The sequence below is a fragment of the Streptomyces sp. NBC_00287 genome, from assembly GCF_036173105.1.
In the GTDB taxonomy this organism is placed as follows: Bacteria; Actinomycetota; Actinomycetes; order Streptomycetales; family Streptomycetaceae; genus Streptomyces.
Genome location: NZ_CP108053.1, coordinates 7,717,738 through 7,738,619 on the forward strand (window position 1 = coordinate 7,717,738; position 20,882 = coordinate 7,738,619).

Below are 20,882 nucleotides of genomic sequence, written 5' to 3' on the forward strand. Positions count from 1 at the left end.
CCGGGCGCTCTCACCACCTGTACCAGCGGCCCCTGCCCCCGGCGGCCGTCGTGCCGCGCACCAGGAATCCCAGCAGCCACAGCACGAGAACTATCACCGCGATCCACCAGAGCAAATCCAACGCGAATCCGGCACCGAAGAGAATCAGCGCCAAAAGCAGTACCAGCAGAATAGGAACCATAGTGTGAGACCTCCTTTCGGCCGGGTTACCAGAAATCCGGATTTCAGCCGTCCTTACGGCACAGGATTTCCCCGTGCAGCACGCTGAACCAGCCGTCCTCCCGCGCGCCCCACTCCCGCCACGCGTCCGCCACCGCACGCAGTTGCTCCTCGGAGGCGTGACCGCCCTCGACGGCCCGCTCCGCGTACGCCGAGGCCAGGGTGCGGTCCGCCCACAGCCCGCTCCACCAGGCCCGCTCCTCGGCGGAGGCGAAGGTCCAGGTGGCCGAGGTGGCCGTGATGTCGGTCAGGCCCGCCTGGAGCGCCCAGGACTTCAGCCGCCGCCCGGCGTCCGGCTCACCGCCGTTGGCGCGGGCCACCCGCCGGTACAGGTCCAGCCAGTCGTCCATTCCCCGGGACGCCGGGTACCAGGTCATGGCCGCGTAGTCCGAGTCGCGGACCGCGATGAACCCGCCCGGCTTCGTCACCCGCCTCATCTCGCGCAGCGCCCGCACCGGGTCGCCGACGTGCTGGAGCACCTGGTGGGCGTGGACCACGCAGAAGGTGTCGTCCGGGAAGTCCAGCGCGTGCACGTCGGCGACCGCGAAGTCCACGTTGCCCAGGCCCCGTACGGCGGCCGTGGCGCGGGCCTGCTCCAGGATGCCCGGCGCGTGGTCGACTCCGGTGACATGGCCGTCCGGCACCAGCGCCGCCAGATCGGCGGTGATGGTGCCGGGCCCGCAGCCGATGTCCAGGATCCTCATGTGCGGCTCGAGCGAATCCAGCAGGTAGGCCGCGGAGTTGGCGGCGGTGCGCCAGGTGTGCGAGCGCAGCACCGACTCATGGTGTCCATGCGTGTATACGGCGGTCTCACGCGGCTTCGACATGGTGTTCCCCCTCGTCTCGTCGTGGTGGCGCCACCGTACGCCCGCATGTCGAATAATGAGACCCGTGTTTTACATTCTGGACTGACGGGGGGTCAGTGCCCGGGCAGTGGCCGGTAGACGGTCAGCGCCTCCGGCAGCTTCTCCAGCGTCACCTCGTCCTCCACCTCGGTGACTTCGCCGTCGTAGGCGAGCAGCGAGTGCGGGGCGACGCCGGTCAGGCGCAGTCGGCCGACCTGGACCGCCGCATGGGCGGGGGAGCGGGTCAGCGGGCCCGCGACGGCGGCCGCCAGCAGCCGGACCGCGGGGCGGCGGCCGCCGTGCACGACCCGTACGTCCAGGACGCCGTCGGCGAGGTCGACCCGGCGGCCGGGGGTCAGGCCCATCCGGTGGTAGGTGCCGTTCCCGGCGAACAGCAGCCAGAGCGGCCGGGTGGAGGTGCCCAGCCTCGCCTCCAGCGGATGCCCGTCGGTGCGCAGGACGCGCAGGGAGGCGAGCACGCCGGCCGGCCAGGCGCCGATCCGGTGCGACCAGCGGTCCCGCTCCCGCACCAGCTCCGGATACATGCCCATGCTGCACGTGTTGAGGAAGACGCCCCGCCGCACACCGCAGCGGAACTGGCCCACGTCCACCCGCACGGCATGCCCGCGCACCAGCGCCCGGGTCAGATCGCGTACGTCCTCCACGCCCAGGTCGTAGGCGAAGTGGTTGAGCGTGCCGCCGGGCAGGACCGCGAGCGGCAGCCCGTGCCGCAGGGCGACCTCGGCGCCGGTGTTCACCGTGCCGTCCCCGCCGCACACCCCGAGCACCCGCGCGCGGGCCGCCGCCTTCTCCAACTCCGCCCGCACCTCCCGGGGTTCGCACTCCACTACCTCGGCCTGCGGCAGTACGTCCAGCAGCGTGCGGACCCGGTCGGCGGTGCCCGAGGCGGTGTTCGCCACCAGGACCAGACCCTCGCCCTCGGTCAGCACCGGGACCTCGGCGCGCGGCCGGGCCGGCGGGCGGAGCTGGGCGCGGGTCGGCACCAGGCCCCGTACGGCGAACGCGGCGCCCGCGCCGAGGAGCGCACCCGCCAGTACATCGCTCGGGAAGTGGACGCCGGTGTAGACCCGGGACAGCGCCACCGACCAGGCGACCGGCGCCACCGCGGCCCCCCAGGCGGGCGACTCCAGCGCGACTCCGGTCGCGAACGCGGCCGCCGACGCGGAGTGACCGGACGGGAACGAGGTGGTGATCGGCTGCCGCTTCAGCTGCCGCACCAGCGGTACGGGGTCCAGGACCGGCCGGGGCCGGCGCACCGAGCGCTTGCCGAGCGTGTTGATCGTCAGTGAGGCGAGGCTGAGCGAGGCGAGGCCGCGGACGGCCGCCCGGCGGGCCCGCGGGGTACGGGTCACCGTCATGAAGGCGCCCGCCGCGAACCACAGCACGCCGTGGTTCGCGCTCCGGGTCAGCCGGGGCAGCACGCGCTCGGCGCCGGGCCAGTGCTGCTCGGCGGCGAACTCGAAGAGTCGGAAGTCGAGAGCGAGGAGCCGGTCCCGCAGCAGATGGCGGCCCGGCTTCGGCAGAGTGAGGTCCACATCAGGGCTCATAGGGTCACGGGTACCCTGAAGTGGCTGTTTCTTGTCCGGTCCCGTCCCCGGAGGGCCCTTGATGCGCCTGCTCCTCGTCCGCCACGGCCAGACCCCCACCAACGTCGACTACCTGCTGGACACCGCCGTCCCGGGACCAGGTCTGACCGAACTCGGCGAGGCCCAGGCGGCCGCGCTCCCCGAGGCGCTCACCGGCGAGGACATCGAGGCCCTGTACGTCTCCACCCTCCTGCGCACCCAGCTCACCGCCGCCCCGCTGGCCGCGGCGCGCGGACTCGACGTGATCGTGCGGGACGGCATCAGGGAGATCACCGCCGGGGACCTGGAGATGCTGCCCGGCGACACGGAGAAGGGCGAGCTGTACATGCGTACGGCGTTCTCCTGGGCGGCCGGTGACCACGAGCTGCGGATGCCCGGGGGCGAGAGCGGCGCGGAGTTCCTCGGCCGGTACGACGCGGTGATAGCGGAGGCCGCGAAGAGCGGCGTCGGCACGGTCGCGATGGTCAGCCACGGCGCGGCCATCCGTACCTGGACGGCGGCCCGCGCGGACAACGTGGACATCGCCTTCGCCGCCGCGCACCGGCTGGACAACACCGGTGTGGTGGTCCTGGAGGGCTCGCCGTCCGACGGCTTCAAGGCGCTGTCGTGGGCGGGCGCGAGCGTGGCGCCGGCGGGCGAGGGCGGCCCGACGGGCGAGCCGCTGGACGAAGCCGAATAACGGTTTGCCGCTTTCCCCGGCCGACCCGCAGAATGCCACCTCATGGGACATCTGGAAGCCGCGCACCTGGAGTACTACCTCCCCGACGGGAGGCCGCTGCTCGGCGATGTGTCCTTCCGGGTGGGCGAAGGGTCCGTGACGGCCCTGGTCGGCCCGAACGGCGCGGGCAAGACGACCCTGCTGCGGCTGATCTCCGGTGAGCTGAAACCGCACGGCGGATCGGTCACGGTCAGTGGCGGGCTCGGAGTGATGCGCCAGTTCGTCGGGTCCGTACGGGACGAGACGACCGTAAGAGATCTGCTGGTGTCGGTCGCGCCGCCGCGCATCCAGGAGGCCGCGCAGGCGGTCGACGCCGCCGAGCACGGGATCATGACGGTCGACGACGAGGCGGCCCAGCTGAAGTACGCGCAGGCGCTCGCCGACTGGGCCGAGGTGCGCGGGTACGAGTCGGAGACGCTGTGGGACATGTGCACCATGGCCGCGCTGGGCGTGCCGTACGAGAAGGCGCAGTTCCGGCAGGTGCGGACGCTGTCCGGCGGTGAGCAGAAGCGGCTGGTGCTGGAGGCGCTGCTGCGCGGCACCGACGAGGTGCTGCTGCTCGACGAGCCGGACAACTACCTGGACGTGCCGGGAAAGCGCTGGCTGGAGGAGCGCCTGAAGGAGACCCGTAAGACGGTCCTCTTCGTCTCCCACGACCGTGAACTCCTGGCCCGCGCCGCGGAGAAGATCGTCTCGGTCGAGCCCTCGCCGACGGGCGCGGACGCATGGATCCACGGCGGCGGCTTCGCCACGTACCACGAGGCGCGGCGGGAACGCTTCGCCCGCTTCGAGGAGTTGCGCAGGCGCTGGGACGAGAAACACGCCCAGCTGAAGAAGCTGGTGCTGAATCTGCGGCAGGCCGCCACCATCAGCCATGAGCTGGCCTCCCGTTACCAGGCCGCCCAGACCCGGCTGCGCAAGTTCGAGGAGGCGGGACCCCCGCCGGAGCCGCCGCGCGAGCAGGACATCAAGATGCGCCTGAAGGGCGGCCGGACGGGTATCCGCGCGGTCACCTGCGCGGGCCTGGAGCTGACAGGCCTGATGAAGCCGTTCGACCTGGAGGTCTTCTACGGCGAGCGAGTGGCGGTCCTCGGCTCGAACGGCTCGGGGAAGTCGCACTTCCTGAGGCTGCTGGCCGGGGAGGAGGTGGCGCACACGGGCGCGTGGAAGCTGGGCGCGCGGGTCGTACCGGGCCACTTCGCCCAGACCCACGCCCACCCGGAACTGGCGGCCCGCACCCTGCTGGACATCCTGTGGAAGGAACACGCCCAGGACCGCGGCGCGGCGATGTCCCGCCTGCGCCGCTACGAACTGACCCAACAGGCCGAACAGACCTTCGACCGCCTCTCGGGCGGCCAGCAGGCCCGCTTCCAGATCCTCCTCCTGGAACTGGAAGGCGCAACGGCCCTCCTCCTGGACGAGCCGACGGACAACCTGGACCTGGAATCGGCGGAAGCCCTCCAGGAGGGATTGGAGGCCTTCGAGGGAACGGTCCTGGCAGTCACCCACGACCGCTGGTTCGCCCGCACGTTCGACCGCTATCTGGTCTTCGGCAGCGACGGCCGAGTACGGGAGACCGCGGAGCCGGTGTGGGACGAGCGCAGGGTGGAACGGGCACGCTAGCGGGTCCGGGGGACCCGTAGCTCCCTACTGCCACCGCAGCAGCGCCCCCAGCCCACCCGCCGGAGCCTCCTGCGACCCCACGGACACGGCCCCCGCCCCTGTAGCCACCGCGCACCGCATCAACGCATCATCCGCCCGCGCAGCCCACGACCGCTGCTCCCCGAGAACCTTCAGATCCGTACGCCGCACCGCCACCTGGTCCGGATCCTCCCCGATCCACACCTCCCGATGCGCATCCGGCGCATCCAGCCGGATCAGCAACTCGTCGATCCGATGCTCCCGCGCCGCCTCGACCAGCGCCGGTACCCCCTCCACGGCCCTGGCCCGGCCACCCTCCCCCGGCTCCCGAGCCGCCAGGAACCGCGAAAGCTCCCGCTGAGCACGCTGCCGTACATGCTCCTCACGGATGGATTCCACGTCCTCGTCCAGCAGCCTGCTCTCACCGCCGTGCGGCGCCTCGGCCACCAGATCGTGCAGCCGCCGCGGCAGCCGTTCGTGCACGGCCCGCCGCTCCCGGTCCTCCCCGACCAGAATCAGCAGGTCGGCCTGGGTCTCCTCCTGGCAGACGGTGAGCGCGTCGGCGATCTCGGCCGCGTTGTGCTCCCAGGTGTTCTCCACCTTCAGCTGGAAGTGCCGCTCCGACCAGTCGGCCGTACTCGTCCGGTGCACCGGCCACTGCCGCCCGGTGACCCCACCGGCGTCCTGGCGCCCCAGCGCGGTGCGCAGCACGAAGTGGGCGCCCCTGCGGTCGACGTACGCCACCACGCACACGGGATCCTCCCCGGCCAGCTCCAGCAGCGGCGCGGTGTGCGGCAGCGGAGCCCAGTCGGCGCTGTCCCGCAGCGGGGACCGGGCGAGCGGCGGATCCAGTACGACCTCACCGACCCGCGCGAACAGGGCCCGGCCGTGCGGCTCCGAGGAGTGCTCCAGCTCCTCCAGCGCATGCCGTACAGCCCGGCAGGTCGCCTCGTCCGCGCCCTGCTCCGCGAGCTCGCGGGAGAGTGCCTGTGCCGTCAGGTGCCGCTCGTGCGGGGTGTCCTCCGTGTGGCGGGAGGTGTCGACGTACACGGAGGCCCATGGCCCCGGATGTTCGTAGAGTGGATGCAGAAAGGCGAGATCCATGGTCCCTCCCGGATGTCGCTCGGGGGTAGTGCTCACAGGGCGGGTACCCGGACCGCGGACACGGACACGAGACGGACACGACGAGCGGGGTACACGATGATGACCGGAGTCGACCCCAGCCGGCTGGACGACCAGCAGCTCATGAAGGAGCTGGAGACCATCCACCGCACGCGCCACGACGCGCTGCTGTACGGCTCGAACGACGCACTGCGGGCCCACAACGAACGCATGGCCCAGCTGGAGGGCGAGTACCTCCGCCGCAACCCACGCCGCCCGGTGGCCGCGGGCCGCACCCGCGAAGGCGCCCGGGAACGCGGCTCCGGCGAAGCCGCGACCCCGGGCACCTGATCCCAGCCCCCGTCAGTGGCGCAGCGGTGGCCGGTCCCAGTGCCGATGTGCCGCCACCGCCGTCACGAAGGCCCGGCAGAACTCCTCGCTCGCCGCACCCGGCGAGGTGTCCGTCACCACGCCCTGGTCGTCGACCACCCGGTGGAACTCGGTGGAGACATCGAGGCCCTCCGGCTCCAGCGCCGACAGGATCCCCACGCCCGAGCCGAGCGCGCCGACCGGCTTGCCGTGCCGGTAGGCGTCCCGCACGAAGCGCAGGACGTCCGGATCGGTCCCGCTCGCCGGGCCCCCGGGCAGCAGCACCGCGTCGTACAGCACCGACGCCATGGTCGGCAGCGCCCGGTCCACGGAGACCCGCTCGCCGTCCGCACCCGCGACGGTGCCGTCGGTGGGCGCCAGCGCCTCGACGACCGCACCCTCGGCGGCCAGACTCTCGCGCACCGACGTCAGTTGCTCGGCGTCCACACCGTCGCCGACGAGCGCCGCGATCCGCCGGGTGCGCACGGCACCGTCGCCGCGCAGTGACTCCAGGCTCAGCGCGGGGGAGAGCACCTTGTTGGTGGCCTCCGCGGCCCCGGACGGCTCCGGAACACCGACCCCGCGCGCCACCTCGGACGCCAACTCGCCGTTCACCTTGGCCAGTTGCTCCACCGTCCGGGTGCGCACCGCCATCGTCCCCACCTTGCCGAGCTCGAACCGGAAGGCCGCGACGATGTGCTGCCGCTCCCAGTCCGCCATGCTGTGCCAGAACAGCGCGGGCTGGCTGTAGTGGTCCTGGAAACTCGGGCTGCGCCGGCGGATCTTCGCGCCGTCCACGCGCTCGGCGAAGGGGGTGCCCCCGCGCGAGTCTGTTCGAGCGTGGGGGAGGGTGAAGGCGGTGCCGTCGACGCCCGCGTGAGCGGGGCAGCCGCCGCCGAGGGAGTTGGGGAAGTAGTTCGTGCCCCCGTGGATCGCGCTCTGGCCGTAGCCGTCGCGCTGGTTGGTGTGGACGGGGGCCACCGGCCGGTTCACCGGCAGCTGCGCGAAGTTCGGCCCGCCGAGCCTGATCAACTGCGTGTCCAGATAAGAGAAGTTACGGGCCTGGAGCAGCGGATCGTTGGTGAAGTCGATACCGGGGACGACATTGGCCGTGTGGAAGGCGACCTGCTCTGTCTCGGCGAAGAAGTTCTCCGGATTGCGGTCCAGCACCATCCGGCCGATCGGCCGCACCGGCACCTGCTCCTCCGGGATGATCTTCGTGGCGTCCAGCAGATCGAAGTCGAAGGCGAACTCGTCCTCCTCCGGCACGAGTTGGACGCCCAGCTCCCACTCCGGGTACTCGCCCGCTTCGATCGCGTCCGACAGATGAGAACGGGTAAGCTGTGCATCGTGCGTCGCGAGAACCAAGCGCGTACAACGTCAAACCGGGCAGGTTCCGTCCCGGCTGGTGTTGAGGGAGTAAGACCTCTCAGGTCGCTGACCTGCGGGGCTTCCTGAGCCAGGAATCCCTCTGCTGCAGCTGGGGGAGGGTTCAAGAACCGGAAGGTGTGCACGCTGCCCCAAAGCTGTGCGGAAGCCCCGGTCGGGATCTCGTTGTCCGGCTCGGGCTTCACCGCGTGCACGAAGTCCGGGAACTTGATGCCGTCCTGGATGAAGAACACCGGGAAGTTGTTCCCGACGAGGTCGTAATTGCCTTCCGAGGTATAGAACTTGGTGGCGAAGCCGCGCACATCACGTACGGTGTCCGCCGATCCGCGGGGCCCCTGCACGGTCGAGAACCGCACGAACACCGGGGTCCTCACGGACGGATCCTGGAGAAAGGCGGCGCGGGTGAACTCCGCGCAGGATTCGTGCGGTTCGAAATAGCCGTACGCGCCCGCGCCCCGCGCGTGCACCACCCGCTCCGGGATCCGCTCGTGGTCGAAGCGGGTGAGCTTCTCCCGGAAGTGGCCCCTTTTAATTGTCTTTTGGGGCCTCCATCAGGGTCGGCCCGCGCTCACCGGCCGCCAGCGAGTCGTCGGTGTGGTCGACCGTCACGCCCTGGTCGGTGGTGAGCGGCCCGCCCGTCGGGTCGTCCGCCCGGAACCTGTCGCGCTGTTCCTGCTTGCGGTCCGCCATCAGCCGGCCTCCTTCGCGAACACATCCAGGAAGGTCTCGCAGAACACCTTCAGATCACCCGGTTTCCGGCTGGTGATCAGCTTGTTGGGCCCGTGGTCGCACACCTTCACCTGCTCGTCGACCCAGGTGCCGCCGGCGTTGCGGATGTCGGTGCGCAGGCTCGGCCACGAGGTGAGCACCCGGCCCCGCACCACGTCCGCCTCCACCAGCGTCCACGGCGCGTGACAGATCGCGGCGACCGGACGTCCCTGCTCGAAGAAGGCGGCGACGAACGAGACGGCCTTGTCGTCCATCCGCAGGAAGTCCGGGTTGGCCACGCCGCCGGGCAGGACGAGTCCGCCATAGGAGTCGGCGGAGGTCTCGCCGACGACCTCCTGCACCGGGAAGGTGTCCGCCTTGTCGAGGTGGTGGAACGCCTGGATCTTCCCCGGCTTCGTCGACACCAGCACGGGTTCGTGACCGGCGTCCACCGCCGCCCGCCAGGGGTCGATGAGCTCGATCTGCTCGACGCCCTGGGGCGCGGTGAGAAATGCGATGCGCATGATGGTTCAGCTTCCTTTCTTCCTTGTGCGTCGCGCGGCCCGCCGGCACCGCACCAGCTCCTCGCCGTACGGCAGCAGCACACAGGTGCCGATCGCGGCCGTGAGGCCCGCGATGTACGCGGGGGACAGCGGGCGCCGGCGCGGCACCAGACGCCAGGCGTCCGGATCGCCCCGGCCGCCGCGCAGCAGCGACGTGACCTGGTCGGCGTGCAGACACATCAGCGAGGCCAGCGCCCCGAACGGCAGCGACTCCAGAAAGCTGTGGATGTGCTGCTCGATCGGCTTGACCTCACGGCCGCTGTCCTCGGCCGTGCGCACATCCCACAGCGCGGTCGCCTCATGGGCCGCGGTGCTGCCGAGCTGCACCGCGAGCAGCATCGGGTTGACCTCGTAGCGCAGGGTCAGCGCGATGGGCACGCCGACCTCGGCCATCATCAGGGAGTGGATCAGGGATTCCTTGGTGCCGGACGTCTCCTCGATACGGGTGCGCCGGGCATCGCCCAGTCGGCCAGACCGGGCAGAAACCAGCTCGGCAGCAGTCCGTACAGCAGATAGCGGACGGTCACTTCGCCGACGTCGACGGTGACGCCGGTGGCGTTGATCTCCGCGGCCTGGTCCCGCCCCATGCGGTCACCCGGCCGGCGCGGCACGGCTGATGTCGGCCAGCGTCGAGTCCGGGTCCTGGGCCTCGGCCAGATCGCCGAGGCTCAGCATGCCGACCGGCAGGCCGTTCTCGACGACCGGCAGTCGGCGTACGGCGTGCTGCCGCATCAGGGCCACGGCGGCCGGCACCGGGTCCTGTGGGGCGACCATCACCGGATCGTGCGTGCACACCGAGTCGGCGCTGACCGTCAGCGGGTCGACGCCCTCCGCGACCGCGCGCACCGCGATGTCACGGTCGGTGAGCACGCCGACGACCCGCTGGCCGTCGGCCACCAGCACATCGCCGATGTCCTGCGCGCGCATCAGCTGCGCCGCCTCCACCAGGGAGGCGTCCGGGCGGACGGCGACCACGCCCGCGGTCATCACATCCCGCACGAAATCAGCCATCACGGTCCTCTCTGGCTAGCGGCGGGTGAGGGCTTCGGCGAGCTCCTGGACCGTGGCGTAGCGCGCCGAGCGGGGCAGCCGCTCCAGCGGCTCCACCAGGGCGTCGGGCGCGTATCCGCGGCGCATGGCGCCCGCCAGCTCGCGCGGGCCCGCCGGGAACATGCTGCGGTTGAGATACCTGGCCAGCGCCTGGCGCACCGCCGCCAGGGAGGCCGTACCGCCGCCGGGTGCCACCGGACCACCCGCGACCTGCAGGTCGTCGTCGGCGCTCGGCTCGGGATCGTGCCACTCCTCGATCCGAGTCGGATGCCCGGACCTGAGCAGGCCCTGGAGTTCGTGTTTCATCTCGTCGTCGCGGTGGACGTTCAGCCGGTCGCTGCCTCGCTGCATGACTCCCTCCAGATCTTCGGGGGTGGGCACCGCGTACCCGAAGACCGGCCGCCGACACAGCCCCGGCGGGGTTTGCCCTGCGTGCGGAGGGAGACCCGGTCCGCACCCCCCGCGCTGCTCATCCGGGGAAGGACAGGCCATGGTTTTGCTCGCGGTGATCATTCCGTTGCTCATGCTCGGCGTACTGCTGGCTCTGGGCCGCTACGAGGAGCTCGTGCTCCCCAAGGAGCCGAGCGAAGCTACTTCTTCTCACGCCCCGGCAGGAACTCCTGCATCTTCGCCTTGAAGCCCTGCTTGATCATGGAGCCGCGGTCCGCGTCGCCCTTGAGGATCGAGGCGGCCGTGGCCTCCATCTGCTCCCAGGTGGCGTGCGGCGGGACCGGCGGGACCGCCGGGTCAGTGAGGAACTCGATCACCGCGGGCCCGTCCGCCTCCAGTCCTGCCCGCCAGCCCGCCTCCACGTCCTCCGGCTTCTCCACCCGGACTCCGGTCAGGCCCAGCGAGCGGGCGAAGGCGGCGTACTGCACATCCGGGATCTCCTGCGAGGGCAGGAAGGACGGGGCGCCCTCCATGGCCCGCATCTCCCAGGTGACCTGATTGAGATCGTGGTTGTTCCAGACCCCGACCACCAGCCGCGGATCCTCCCACTGATCGCGGTACTTCGCCGCCGTGATCAGCTCCGCCATCCCGTTCATCTGCATCGCCCCGTCCCCGACCAGCGCGATCGCCGGCCGGTCCGGATGCGCGAACTTCGCGCCGATGGCGTACGGCACTCCGCAGCCCATCGTGGCGAGCGTCCCGGAGAGCGAGGCGCGCATGCCGGGCCGCATCGTCAGATGCCGGGCGTACCAGTTCGCCGCCGAGCCAGAGTCCGAGCTGATGATGGCGTTGTCGGGCAGCAGCGGGCTCAGGACATGGGCGACGTACTCCGGATTGATCGGATCGGCCGACAGATTCGCCCGCCGCTCCATCACGTCCCGCCAGCGCATCACGTTGTCGCACACGGTGTCGTACCACTCGCGACCCCGCTCGGGGTCGATCATCGGGATCAGGCGCTCGAGGGTCGCCCGCGCGTCGCCGACGAGATTCACCTCGTACGGATACCGCATCCCGACCATGTGCGGATCGAGGTCGATCTGCACACCGCGCGCCGAGCCGAAGTCCGGCAGGAACTGCGTGTACGGGAAGGACGATCCGATCGTCAGCAGCGTGTCGCAGTCCCGCATCAGCTCGTACGAGGGACGCGTGCCCAGCAGGCCGATCGCGCCCGTGACATACGGCAGTTCATCGCTGAGGACGTCCTTGCCGAGCAGCGCCTTGGCGACCCCCGCGCCGAGCACCTCGGCCATCCGCTCCACCTCGGCCCGCGCCCCCGCGGCGCCCTGACCGACCAGGATCGCCACCTTGTCACCGGAGTTGAGGATCTCCGCGGCCCGTTCGATCGACTCCTGCGAGGGAATCGCCGTCCAGGAACTGCGGTCCAGGCTGGACGGCACCATCTTGAACTCGTGTGTGGGCGGCGTGTAGTCCAGCTCCTGCACATCGCCCGGGATGATGATCGCGGTCGGGCAGCGGCGGGCATACGCGGTGCGGATCGCTCGGTCCAGCACGTTCGGCAGCTGCTCGGGGACCGTCACCGTCTCCACGAAATCCGAGGCCACGTCCTTGAACAGGGTGTGCAGATCGACTTCCTGCTGGTACGAGCCGCCCATCGCCGTCCGATGCGTCTGACCGACGATCGCCAGCACCGGGACATGGTCCAGCTTGGCGTCGTACAGACCGTTCAGGACATGGATCGCGCCCGGCCCCGAGGTCGCCGCGCACACGCCGACACGGCCGCTGAACTTGGCGTATCCGACGGCCTGGAACGCCGACATCTCCTCGTGCCGGGACTGGATGAAACGCGGCCGGTTCTCCGCCCGGCCCCAGGCCGCGAGCAGGCCGTTGATGCCGTCGCCGGGATAGCCGAAGACATGCTCGACCCCCCACTCGCGCAGCCGCTGCAGTACATGATCGGAGACCTTGGTGCTCATGCCGGACCTCCCGGACGAGATGGATGGGCAGCAGCACTACGAGTCACCCTGCGCGCCCGCCGAAAACCTGAGCCGGTGTTTGCGCCCCGGGGTCAGGGGCAGGCGAATCCTCAGTGCTTCGGACAGGAGGCACGTCCGTGGGAGCGGCGAACCGTCGACACGGCTGCGTTCCGTCCGGTTCCACGCGCGCTCCCACGGTGACCGTCCAACCCAGAGCACAACCAAGGGAGTTGCATCGCACATGCCCACACGAGTGAGCGCGAAGCACCACCCGCACGATGACGCCCCCGACACAGCGGAGGCGTTCCGCAAGCTCCACACGCTGCCGGCCGGCCCACAGCGCGACACCCTCCGCGAGGAGATCGTCGAGGCCTGGCTGCCGATGGCGGACCGGCTCGCGGGACGGTTCCGCAGCCGCGGCGAGAGTTTCGAGGACCTCCGTCAGGTAGCGGCCCTCGGCCTGGTCAAGGCCGTCGACCGGTACGACCCCGAGCGCGGCAACGCGTTCGAGAGCTACGCCGTGCCGACCATCACCGGCGAGATCAAGCGGCACTTCCGGGACCACATGTGGACGCTGCATGTGCCGCGTCGGGTGCAGGATCTGCGGAACCGAGTGCGTTTTTCCGTACAGGATCTCCAGACCGTGTCAGGGCGCAGGCCCACCGTCGCGGAGATCGCCGAACACGCCGACATGAGTGAGGCAGACGTCCAGGTCGGTCTTGAGGCGCTGGAGAGTTTCACGGCGCTGTCCCTGGACGCGGAGCTGCCCGGCAGTGAGGACGGGTACTCCTTGAGCGACGCGCTGGGGTCCGCGGATCCGGCGCTGGACACGGTGGTGGACCGGGAGGCCGTGAAGCCGCGGCTCGCTGCGCTGCCTGAGCGGGAGCGGGCGATTCTCTATATGCGGTTCTTCGGGGACATGACGCAGAGTCGGATCGCCGAGCAGTTGGGGATCTCGCAGATGCATGTGTCTCGGCTGATCAGTCGGTGTTGCGGGCGGGTTCGGGAACAGGTGCTGCGGGACGTGGCGTAAGGGCGCCGTTGGGGTGCGGGTGATCTTGTGGCTGCTGCGCCGTCGTGGCTGGTCGCGCAGTTCCCCGCGCCCCTGACCGGCGTTTCCCTTCCCGAGTCCAGGAGTTCCCCCTGTCACCCGCATGGGCGGCCTCTTTCCCGCTAATGGGGTCCGGGCGCGCGCGGCGTGGCCTTCGGCGGGCTGTGATGGCTGCGTGTCCCGTAGTCGTCCGGCTAAGGAGCCCGCGCCATGCGCCGTCGCGTCCGTGTCCTGTCCGCTCTTGCCCTGGGGGGTGTCCTCCTGGGGTTTGCCGCCTCGTCGGCCTTTGCGGAGCCGGCCGCGGAGGTCAGTCCCAGTAGTACTCATCCGGGTGGGACCGTCACCGTCTCGGTTACCTGTGATCCCACCGGTGGGACCGCGCCCGCCACCCTGGATGCCACCTCGCAGGCCTTCGAAGAGGGCACCGTCGCCCTGCAACAGGTCGGCGGGCACGACGGCGGGCACGACAAGGGGGGCGCCGGGCCCGCCTACCGGGGTACCGCTCGGATCGCGTCCGCCGCTGAGCTCGAGGGCGGGGTCGAACCCGTGGGGCCCGACACCGCGTGGACCGTCGACGGGACCTGTCCGGCCGCGCCCGGTGGCCAGGGCAAGCAGTGGAGTGCGACCTTCACCGTCGCCAAGGGGAGTGGCACCAACCCGCGGCCGTGCATGACCGAGGAGCACCGGGAGTCCTGCCCGCCCGCGGTCGTCCAGAAGGGTGTACAGGCCGGTGAGGGAGGTACCTTCACCGATTCCGTGCCCGCACTGGTCGCCGGCGGGGTCTTCATCGCGGGGGCGCTCGGCGGTGCCGTGTACCGGCTGCGGCGCAAGGGATCAGCGGCCGGCAGCTGATCTCGTACCGTACGTACCAGGAGGGAGTCAGGGTGGCGCGGAGGTTTCCCGAGAGCCATGGCCCCGTCCGGTACGGGCCACCGCTGCCCGGGGACGGGCTGCCCGTGCTGCCCGAACTGTCCGCCGTGCTCGCCGCTGCCGCCGCCCGCGCCGAGAGCGAACCCGTCGGCGGGGGAGGGGCCCTGCTCGACGCCGCCTGCGGTCACTGGGACCGGCGTGGACTGCCCGCCGTGCCCGACCGTGTCGTCGCCGCCCCCGGCGCCCCCGCCCTGTTGCTCGCGCTGACCGCCGCGCTCGGCGGCGACGTCCTGGTGCCCCGGCCCTGCGCGGCCTGGTGGGCGCCGTACGCACGTCTGTTGGGAAGACCCGTCTTCCATGTCGCCACCCCGGCCGAGTGCGGCGGGGTGCCCGATCCGTACGCCCTGCTGGAGACCGTGCGCCGGGTCCGCGCCGAGGGCGGTGATCCGCGGCTGGTGGTGCTGTCGGTCGCCGACGATCCCACCGCCACCGTGGCGCCGCCCGAGGTGCTGCACGAGACCGTCGAGGCGGCCGCGGGCGAGGGCCTGCATCTGGTCAGCGACGAGACCTGGCGGGACACCCGGCACGCCCCGCACGACTCCGTGCTGCTCAGCCCCGCCGAGATGCTGCCGGAACGGGTCACCGTCGTCACCGACCTGGCCGGCGCCCTGTTGCCGCCCGGCTGGCCGGCCGCGATCGCCCGGTTCCCCCCGGGCGACGTCGGAGCGGGCCTCCACGCGCGCGTACTCGACGTACTCACCGCGCTCGGCGCCCGGGTCGCGGCCCCCGTCGCCGCCGCGGCCGGGTACGCCCTCACCGAACCCGAGCCGGTCACCGCCCGCCGGGTGGCCGCCGTACGCCTGCACGCGCGTGTGGCCGCCGCCCTGCACGCGACCGTCGTCGACGCGGGAGCCGTGGCCCGCCCGCCGCAGGCCGGCCGCCATCTCTACGTCGACCTGGGCCCCCTGCGCACCGCGCTCGGCGCGCACGGCGTCGGGGACGCCCAGGATCTGGAGGAATTCCTCACCACCCGGCTCGGCATGCCCGCGCCCGGCGGCCACCGCTTCGGCGACGACCTCGGCGCACCGCGCGTGCGGCTGTCCACCGGGGATCTGCTGGGTGGCACGGACGAGGAACGCGCGGAATGCCTCGATTCACCCGCGCCGTTGGAACTGCCACATGTGCACCGCGCGTTGATCCATGTGAAGTCGGTCTTCGACGATCTCCGCGACGACGCTCAGCGATGGGAGTCTCCTCGATGACGCAGCAGTCCGAGTCGACCACGAGGGAAGTCCACAGCTCCGGGGCCACCTCCCCCTTTCCGCCGCTCGCCGAACCCCGCCCGCCGGGCGAGCGGCGGGTGTGGCCGCGTACCTTCCACGACCGGTTGACCGCCCCGCTGCCCGGCCTGAAGGCCATGGCCCGGTTCGCCCGCGAGGGCGCCGTGCGGCCAGGCCGTGAGGGCCTCGCCGACATCCCCCTGCTGCCCTTCGAACCCGCCCCGGTGCCCCGCGTCGACGCCCGCACGGTCGCTGTCTCCTGGGCGGGACACGCCAGTTGGGTCGTCCGGATCGGCGGACTCACCGTCCTCACCGACCCGGTCTGGTCCCGTCGCATCATCGGCACCCCGGCCCGTATCACCCCGGTCGGCATCGACTGGGACACGCTCCCGCCCGTGGACGCGGTCGTCATCAGCCACAACCACTACGACCATCTCGACGCCCCCACCCTGGCCCGACTCCCGCGCGACACCCCGGTGTTCGCTCCGGCCGGACTCGCCCGCTGGTTCCTCCGCCGCCGCTTCACCACCGTCACCGAGCTGGACTGGTGGGAAGCGTCCGAACTGCACGGCGTCCGTTTCGACTTCGTCCCCGCCCACCACTGGTCCAAGCGCAGCCTCACCGACACCTGCCGCAGCCTGTGGGGTGGCTGGGTCCTCACGGCCCCCGACGGCCAACGCGTCTATTTCGCGGGCGACACGGGCTACGGCCACTGGTTCGCCCGCATCGGCCGCCGCTACCCCGGAATCGACCTCGCCCTGATGCCGATCGGCGCCTACGACCCCCGCTGGTGGCTGAGCGACGTCCACTGCGACCCGGAGGAAGCGGTAAGGGCCACACAGGACTTGGGCGCGCGAAGGATGGCCCCCATGCACTGGGGGACGTTCATCCTGTCGGCGGAGCCGGTACTGGAGCCGCTGCGCAGGGTGCGGGCGGCGTGGGAGGTGGCGGGCTTGGAGCGCGAGGACTTGTGGGACCTGCCGATTGGAGGCTCACGGATTCTGGGATGTTCCTAAGCGCGAATGCGTCGCCACACACCGGGTGTCACGCTGATGACCAACGTCAACGCCACCGCCGCCACAACCCCCTCCCACGGCTCCGGAAACAACGACCCCCCGAGAATCCCGATCAACTGATACGTAACAGCCCACGCAAGGCACGCCGGCAGGTTCCCCCGCGCAAACCTCCGCATCGGCCACTTCGCGACGAGACACGCCAGCATCACCGGAAGCCGCCCCGCCGGCATCAACCGGGACAGCACCAGCACCGCCACCCCGTGATCCGCGAGCTTTTGCTGGGCCTGTGCCAGCCGCTCCTCCGGTGCCCGCGACCGGATCGCCTCCAGCCACCGCGACCCGTTCTTCGACCCCATCCCACGCCGCCCGAGCCAGTACAGCGTCACATCGCCCAGAAACGCGGCCAGCGACGCCGTGACGAAGACCATCGCCAGCGCGAACGGCGCCGTCTGATGAAACGCCACCACCGCAGCCGTACTCACCAACGCCCCCGTCGGCACGACCGGAACCAGCGCCCCGAGCAGCACCAGCACGAACAACGTCGGATAGCCGATCGCCTGCTGCGTGGACTCGGTCGACACCGTCGACGACGCGGCGGCGAGCCAGCTCACGCGGCCACCCCCAGCCGTACGCTCTCGCCGTGCCCGAGCCGGTGCACGCCGACGTCCGGCGCACGCTCGGCGGCGAGCCGTACGAACTCCTCGCCCGGCGCGTGGAACTCGTGGGGGCGGACGGCGTCCATGCCGATGGGCCAGTACGTGCCGTAGTGCACGGGCACCGCGCTGCGCGGCGCCAGCCTGGCCAGGGCCTCCGCCGCACGCCTCGCGTCCAGGTGGCCCTCGCCGAGATACGGCCCCCAGCCGCCCACCGGCAGCAGCGCCACGTCCACCGGCCCGACTGCCTCCGCCATCTCGTCGAACAGGCCGGTGTCCCCGGCGAAGTAGGTGCGGGCCTCGCCCTCGATGACATAGCCGAGGGCGGGGGAGTGATGGCGTCCGACGGGCAGACGTCGGCCGTCGTGGCGGGCGGGAACGGCGCGTACCCGCAGAGCGCCCACCTCCGTCATGTCGCCGGGCTCCACCTCGGTGACCCGTAGATGGGTGAGCCGGCGCAGCCCCGGCACGGCTCGGGGCGCGCCCCGGGGCACGAGCAGGCGCGTGCCCTCGGTGAGGCGCGCCAGGGAGGGAACGTGCAGGTGGTCGGCGTGCAGATGAGAGACCAGCGCGAGGTCCGCCTGCCAGGCGCCGGGCGGGGGGAGCGCGCCCCGGCGCCGGCGCAGATGCGCGAGCCGGCGTGCGAACAGGGGGTCGGTGAGCACGCGTACGTCCGAGTCGGCGACCGTGCAGGTGGCGTGACCCCACCAGGTGATCTCCACGGGCACCTCTTTGCCTCCTTCGCGCGACTCCCCGAAGCCTACGGGCAGGAGTAGTCTCGGCGCCTGAAACCCGGAGGTGAGGGGGACGCCATGGGACCGGTGCGGGTCACGGCGATCGCGAGTCTGACGCCGCTCGAGGAACTGGACGCCGATCCCTTTCTGGTGGACTCCCGCAGCCAGCACGCGATCTGCGCGCGGTGGGCGGCGGAGCAGGGGTACACGGTCAGCCGGGAGCTGCTGGTCCGTAAGCTGCGGCCCGACCACTGCGTGCTGTGGGACGGCGTGCGGCCCGGCGTCGACCTGTTCGTGGTGCCGAGCCGACGGGTGCTGGAGAGCGCCCTGTCCTCCGCCGAGGAGTTCACCGCGGAGTGCGCGCGACGCGGGGTGCGGGTGGAGACGGTGGGCTGCGAGGAGCCCCGGTACGACTCCCAGATGAAGGCCCGGGTGCACCGGAGACTGTCGCTGCCGACGGCGGGGTACGACGGCCGCTAGGCCCGGGTTCCCGCACGTCCATATGACAAGGTGGAGACAGGCCCGCCTGACTGTCGGGTCGGGACGTGAGGTGTGCGGGGCGTGCTTGGGCGGCGTTGGCGGCGGGTTGCCAGTCAGGTCGGGCGCAGCGTCGCGGTGTGGGCGGTGTCGACGCTCACCATGCTGCTGCTCGCCGGGATCCTGCCGGACTTCCAGCTGCAGTCCGCGGACGGGGACAGCGCCACCCGGATCGCCGTCACCGCCGCGTTCGGCGCCGGTGCCTTCGGTGTGCTGTCGGCCCTCGTCTGGCCACTCCTGGTCCGGCTGCTGCTGCTCGTGCCCGCGCTCGTCCTCGGTCTGCTGGTCTTCTTCCTCAACGGCGCCCTCCTGCTGGTCGCCCTGCGGCTGAACCCCGCCGAGCGCGGCGGCGCCGCCTGGGAGACCGCCGTGGTGGTCGCCGCCGTGATGTCCGCGGTCGCCTCCGCCACCGGCGCCGCCCTCGCCGTACGCGACGACGACGCCTACCGTCGTCGGCTGTACCGCCTGGCCGACCGTCGGCGTGGCACCGGGCCGCCGTGTCCGTCCACTCCGGGCACCGTCTTCCTGCAGCTCGACGGGGTCGGGCACGACGTGTTGCGGGACGCCGTCGGCAAGGGACTGATGCCGACGCTCGCCCGTTGGACCGGCGGCGATCGCCCCACCCACCGGCTCACGGCCTGGCGCACCGACTGGTCGAGCCAGACCGGCGCCAGCCAGCTCGGCATCCTGCACGGCAGCAACCACGACGTCCCGGCGTTCCGCTGGTACGAGAAGGACAGCCGGGAGGTGATGGTCTGCAACCGCCCCACCAGCGCCGCCGAACTCCAGCGCCGTGCCGTCAGGGCGTCCGGCGACGGCGGACTGCTCACCGTGGACGGCGCCAGCCGCGGTAACCTGTTCAGCGGCGGCGCCGAGGAACAGGCCCTCGTACTGTCCATCACCACCAAGCGCCGCAGCCGCGAGAACCGCTCCCGCGCGGGCTACTTCGCCTACTTCTCCGACCCGGCCAACGCGGTGCGCACCGCGCTGTCGTTCATCGCCGAGGTCGGCCGGGAGATCGGCCAGTCCACCCGGGCCCGGCTGCGCAAGGCCCGCCCGCGGGTCTCGCGCGGCGGTCTCTACCCCTTCGTACGGGCCTTCGCGACCGTCGTCGAACGGGACGTCGTCGTCGCCGCGGTGATGGGCGACATGCTCGCCGGACGCACCGCCGTCTACGCCGACCTCGTCGCCTACGACGAGGTGGCCCACCACTCGGGCCCGGTGAGCCGGGACACGGAGAAGGTCCTCGAACGCCTCGACCGGGCGCTGGAACTCATCGAGAACGTCGCCGAGCACGCCCCGCGGCCGTACCGGATCGTGGTGCTCTCCGACCACGGGCAGAGCCCCGGCGAGACCTTCCGCTCCCGTTACGGCCTCACCCTCGGCGACCTGGTGCGGGCCGGCAGCGGGCTGCCCGTGCCGCGCAGGGCCCGGCGCACCCACAGCGGTGCCGAGGCCCGCGCGGCCGTGCGCGCCGCGCTGCGCATACCCGTCGAGGAGCGCGGCGAGAAGCACCGCCCCACCCGCCGCTCGGAGCCGATCGTGCTGGCCTCCGGCAATCTGGGCCTGATCTCCTTCCCGGACGTCTCCCACCGGATGACCAAGGAGGAGATCGACGCCCGCCACCCCGCACTGCTGACCACGCTCGCCAACCACCCCGGCATCGGCTTCCTGCTGGTCCGCAGCGAGCGGCACGGCGGGGTCGTACTCGGCCCGTTCGGCACCGAGATCCCGCTCGACCGGCTCGACCAGGAACTGGGCCCGCTCGCCCCCTTCGGACCCGGCGCCGCGGACGCCGTACGGCGCACGCACTCCTTCCCGCACACCGCCGACATCATGGTCAACTCCATGTACGACCCCGCCGACGGCGAAGTCCTCGCCTTCGAGGAGCAGATCGGCTCGCACGGCGGCCTCGGCGGCGCCCAGGGCAAACCCTTCCTGCTCTCGCCCCTCGCCCTGTCCGCGCCGGTGGAGGACGGGGCGGACCTGGTCGGCGCCGAGCAGATCTGCCGTGTGCTGCGCCGCTGGCTGGAGGAGTCGGGCGGGCCGCAGGTGCCGGTGCAGACGGAGGCCGAGGAGCGGGCGGCCTGAAAATCGGGTGCGTCAAAACGGTCGTACGCACACACTGTTCGCAGTCGAAATCGCTC

General features: G+C 71.5%; 21 protein-coding genes and 2 pseudogenes. 9 read left to right on the forward strand and 14 right to left on the reverse strand.

Annotated features, from left to right (window positions below):
- Positions 1-10: 10 nt before the first annotated feature.
- The 3 genes from OHT76_RS35025 to OHT76_RS35035 form a co-directional block, all read right to left on the reverse strand.
- The gene (locus tag OHT76_RS35025; protein WP_328874872.1) at positions 11-181 is read right to left on the reverse strand and encodes a hydrophobic protein; all 171 of its coding nucleotides are present in this window, start codon (positions 179-181) and stop codon (positions 11-13) included.
- 43 nt (positions 182-224) lie between these two features.
- Positions 225-1,046 carry a methyltransferase domain-containing protein gene (locus OHT76_RS35030; protein WP_328874873.1) on the reverse strand — a complete coding sequence of 274 codons (822 nt, stop codon included), beginning with the start codon at positions 1,044-1,046 and terminating at the stop codon, positions 225-227.
- Between the two features lie 92 nt (positions 1,047-1,138).
- A complete protein-coding gene (locus OHT76_RS35035) occupies positions 1,139-2,632 on the reverse strand; it encodes a bifunctional phosphatase PAP2/diacylglycerol kinase family protein (protein WP_328874874.1) in 1,494 nt (497 codons plus the stop codon).
- Positions 2,633-2,693: 61 nt separating this feature from the next.
- Between OHT76_RS35035 and OHT76_RS35040 the strand changes: the two genes are divergently transcribed.
- Together OHT76_RS35040 and OHT76_RS35045 are read left to right on the forward strand one after the other, a co-directional pair.
- Positions 2,694-3,350, forward strand: a complete 657-nt coding sequence (locus OHT76_RS35040) for a histidine phosphatase family protein (RefSeq protein ID WP_328874875.1) — start codon at positions 2,694-2,696, stop codon at positions 3,348-3,350.
- A gap of 42 nt (positions 3,351-3,392) precedes the next feature.
- Positions 3,393-5,012 carry an ABC-F family ATP-binding cassette domain-containing protein gene (locus tag OHT76_RS35045; protein ID WP_328874876.1) on the forward strand — a complete coding sequence of 540 codons (1,620 nt, stop codon included), beginning with the start codon at positions 3,393-3,395 and terminating at the stop codon, positions 5,010-5,012.
- 24 nt (positions 5,013-5,036) lie between these two features.
- On the opposite strand, the gene OHT76_RS35050 is transcribed toward OHT76_RS35045, so the two are convergent.
- Complete coding sequence (locus OHT76_RS35050) at positions 5,037-6,134, reverse strand: baeRF2 domain-containing protein (RefSeq protein WP_328874877.1); 1,098 nt, start codon at positions 6,132-6,134, stop codon at positions 5,037-5,039.
- Between the two features lie 28 nt (positions 6,135-6,162).
- Between OHT76_RS35050 and OHT76_RS35055 the strand changes: the two are divergent.
- Positions 6,163-6,482: pseudogene (locus OHT76_RS35055) on the forward strand (DUF6158 family protein).
- 12 nt (positions 6,483-6,494) lie between these two features.
- Here the strand turns inward: OHT76_RS35055 and OHT76_RS35060 are convergent.
- From OHT76_RS35060 to OHT76_RS35090, 8 genes and pseudogenes are all read right to left on the reverse strand, one after another.
- The gene (locus tag OHT76_RS35060; RefSeq protein WP_328874878.1) at positions 6,495-7,868 is read right to left on the reverse strand and encodes a catalase; all 1,374 of its coding nucleotides are present in this window, start codon (positions 7,866-7,868) and stop codon (positions 6,495-6,497) included.
- Between the two features lie 151 nt (positions 7,869-8,019).
- Positions 8,020-8,579, reverse strand: a pseudogene (locus OHT76_RS35065) (catalase); the annotation flags it as partial.
- A complete protein-coding gene (locus OHT76_RS35070; protein WP_328874879.1) occupies positions 8,579-9,121 on the reverse strand; it encodes a type 1 glutamine amidotransferase domain-containing protein in 543 nt (180 codons plus the stop codon). The pseudogene OHT76_RS35065 and the gene OHT76_RS35070, both read right to left, overlap by 1 nt.
- 6 nt (positions 9,122-9,127) lie before the next feature.
- Positions 9,128-9,556 carry a hypothetical protein gene (locus OHT76_RS35075; RefSeq protein WP_443049871.1) on the reverse strand — a complete coding sequence of 143 codons (429 nt, stop codon included), beginning with the start codon at positions 9,554-9,556 and terminating at the stop codon, positions 9,128-9,130.
- Between the two features lie 11 nt (positions 9,557-9,567).
- A complete protein-coding gene (locus tag OHT76_RS44205) occupies positions 9,568-9,747 on the reverse strand; it encodes a hypothetical protein (protein WP_443049872.1) in 180 nt (59 codons plus the stop codon).
- A 4-nt stretch (positions 9,748-9,751) separates the two neighbouring features.
- Positions 9,752-10,171, reverse strand: a complete 420-nt coding sequence (locus tag OHT76_RS35080; RefSeq protein WP_328874880.1) for a CBS domain-containing protein — start codon at positions 10,169-10,171, stop codon at positions 9,752-9,754.
- 15 nt (positions 10,172-10,186) lie between these two features.
- Entirely contained in the window at positions 10,187-10,561 is a 375-nt protein-coding gene (locus OHT76_RS35085; protein ID WP_328874881.1) for a DUF2795 domain-containing protein, read from the reverse strand.
- A 239-nt stretch (positions 10,562-10,800) separates the two neighbouring features.
- Positions 10,801-12,594, reverse strand: coding sequence for a thiamine pyrophosphate-requiring protein (locus OHT76_RS35090; protein ID WP_328874882.1), 1,794 nt, complete (start codon positions 12,592-12,594; stop codon positions 10,801-10,803).
- 241 nt (positions 12,595-12,835) lie between these two features.
- On the opposite strand from OHT76_RS35090, the gene OHT76_RS35095 reads away from it, so the two are divergent.
- The 4 genes from OHT76_RS35095 (at position 12,836) to OHT76_RS35110 (ending at position 16,811) form a co-directional block, all read left to right on the forward strand.
- Positions 12,836-13,627 carry an RNA polymerase sigma factor SigF gene (locus OHT76_RS35095; RefSeq protein WP_328874883.1) on the forward strand — a complete coding sequence of 264 codons (792 nt, stop codon included), beginning with the start codon at positions 12,836-12,838 and terminating at the stop codon, positions 13,625-13,627.
- Between the two features lie 228 nt (positions 13,628-13,855).
- Positions 13,856-14,497 (forward strand): hypothetical protein, encoded by a 642-nt coding sequence (locus OHT76_RS35100; RefSeq protein WP_328874884.1) that lies wholly within the window; start codon positions 13,856-13,858, stop codon positions 14,495-14,497.
- 32 nt (positions 14,498-14,529) lie between these two features.
- Positions 14,530-15,777, forward strand: coding sequence for an aminotransferase class I/II-fold pyridoxal phosphate-dependent enzyme (locus OHT76_RS35105; RefSeq protein ID WP_328874885.1), 1,248 nt, complete (start codon positions 14,530-14,532; stop codon positions 15,775-15,777).
- Entirely contained in the window at positions 15,774-16,811 is a 1,038-nt protein-coding gene (locus OHT76_RS35110; RefSeq protein ID WP_328874886.1) for an MBL fold metallo-hydrolase, read from the forward strand. The genes OHT76_RS35105 and OHT76_RS35110 overlap by 4 nt, the downstream gene beginning before the upstream one ends.
- On the opposite strand, the gene OHT76_RS35115 is transcribed toward OHT76_RS35110, so the two are convergent.
- Together OHT76_RS35115 and OHT76_RS35120 are read right to left on the reverse strand one after the other, a co-directional pair.
- Positions 16,808-17,422 carry a DedA family protein gene (locus tag OHT76_RS35115; RefSeq protein ID WP_328874887.1) on the reverse strand — a complete coding sequence of 205 codons (615 nt, stop codon included), beginning with the start codon at positions 17,420-17,422 and terminating at the stop codon, positions 16,808-16,810. The genes OHT76_RS35110 and OHT76_RS35115 overlap by 4 nt on opposite strands.
- Positions 17,419-18,192, reverse strand: coding sequence for an MBL fold metallo-hydrolase (locus tag OHT76_RS35120; protein ID WP_328874888.1), 774 nt, complete (start codon positions 18,190-18,192; stop codon positions 17,419-17,421). The genes OHT76_RS35115 and OHT76_RS35120 overlap by 4 nt, the downstream gene beginning before the upstream one ends.
- Positions 18,193-18,276: 84 nt before the next feature.
- Here OHT76_RS35120 and OHT76_RS35125 point away from each other — a divergent pair, with 84 nt between their 5' ends.
- Both OHT76_RS35125 and OHT76_RS35130 read left to right on the forward strand, forming a co-directional pair.
- A complete protein-coding gene (locus tag OHT76_RS35125) occupies positions 18,277-18,678 on the forward strand; it encodes a hypothetical protein (protein ID WP_328874889.1) in 402 nt (133 codons plus the stop codon).
- Between the two features lie 81 nt (positions 18,679-18,759).
- Positions 18,760-20,826, forward strand: coding sequence for an alkaline phosphatase family protein (locus tag OHT76_RS35130; protein WP_443049873.1), 2,067 nt, complete (start codon positions 18,760-18,762; stop codon positions 20,824-20,826).
- Positions 20,827-20,882 lie beyond the last annotated feature (56 nt).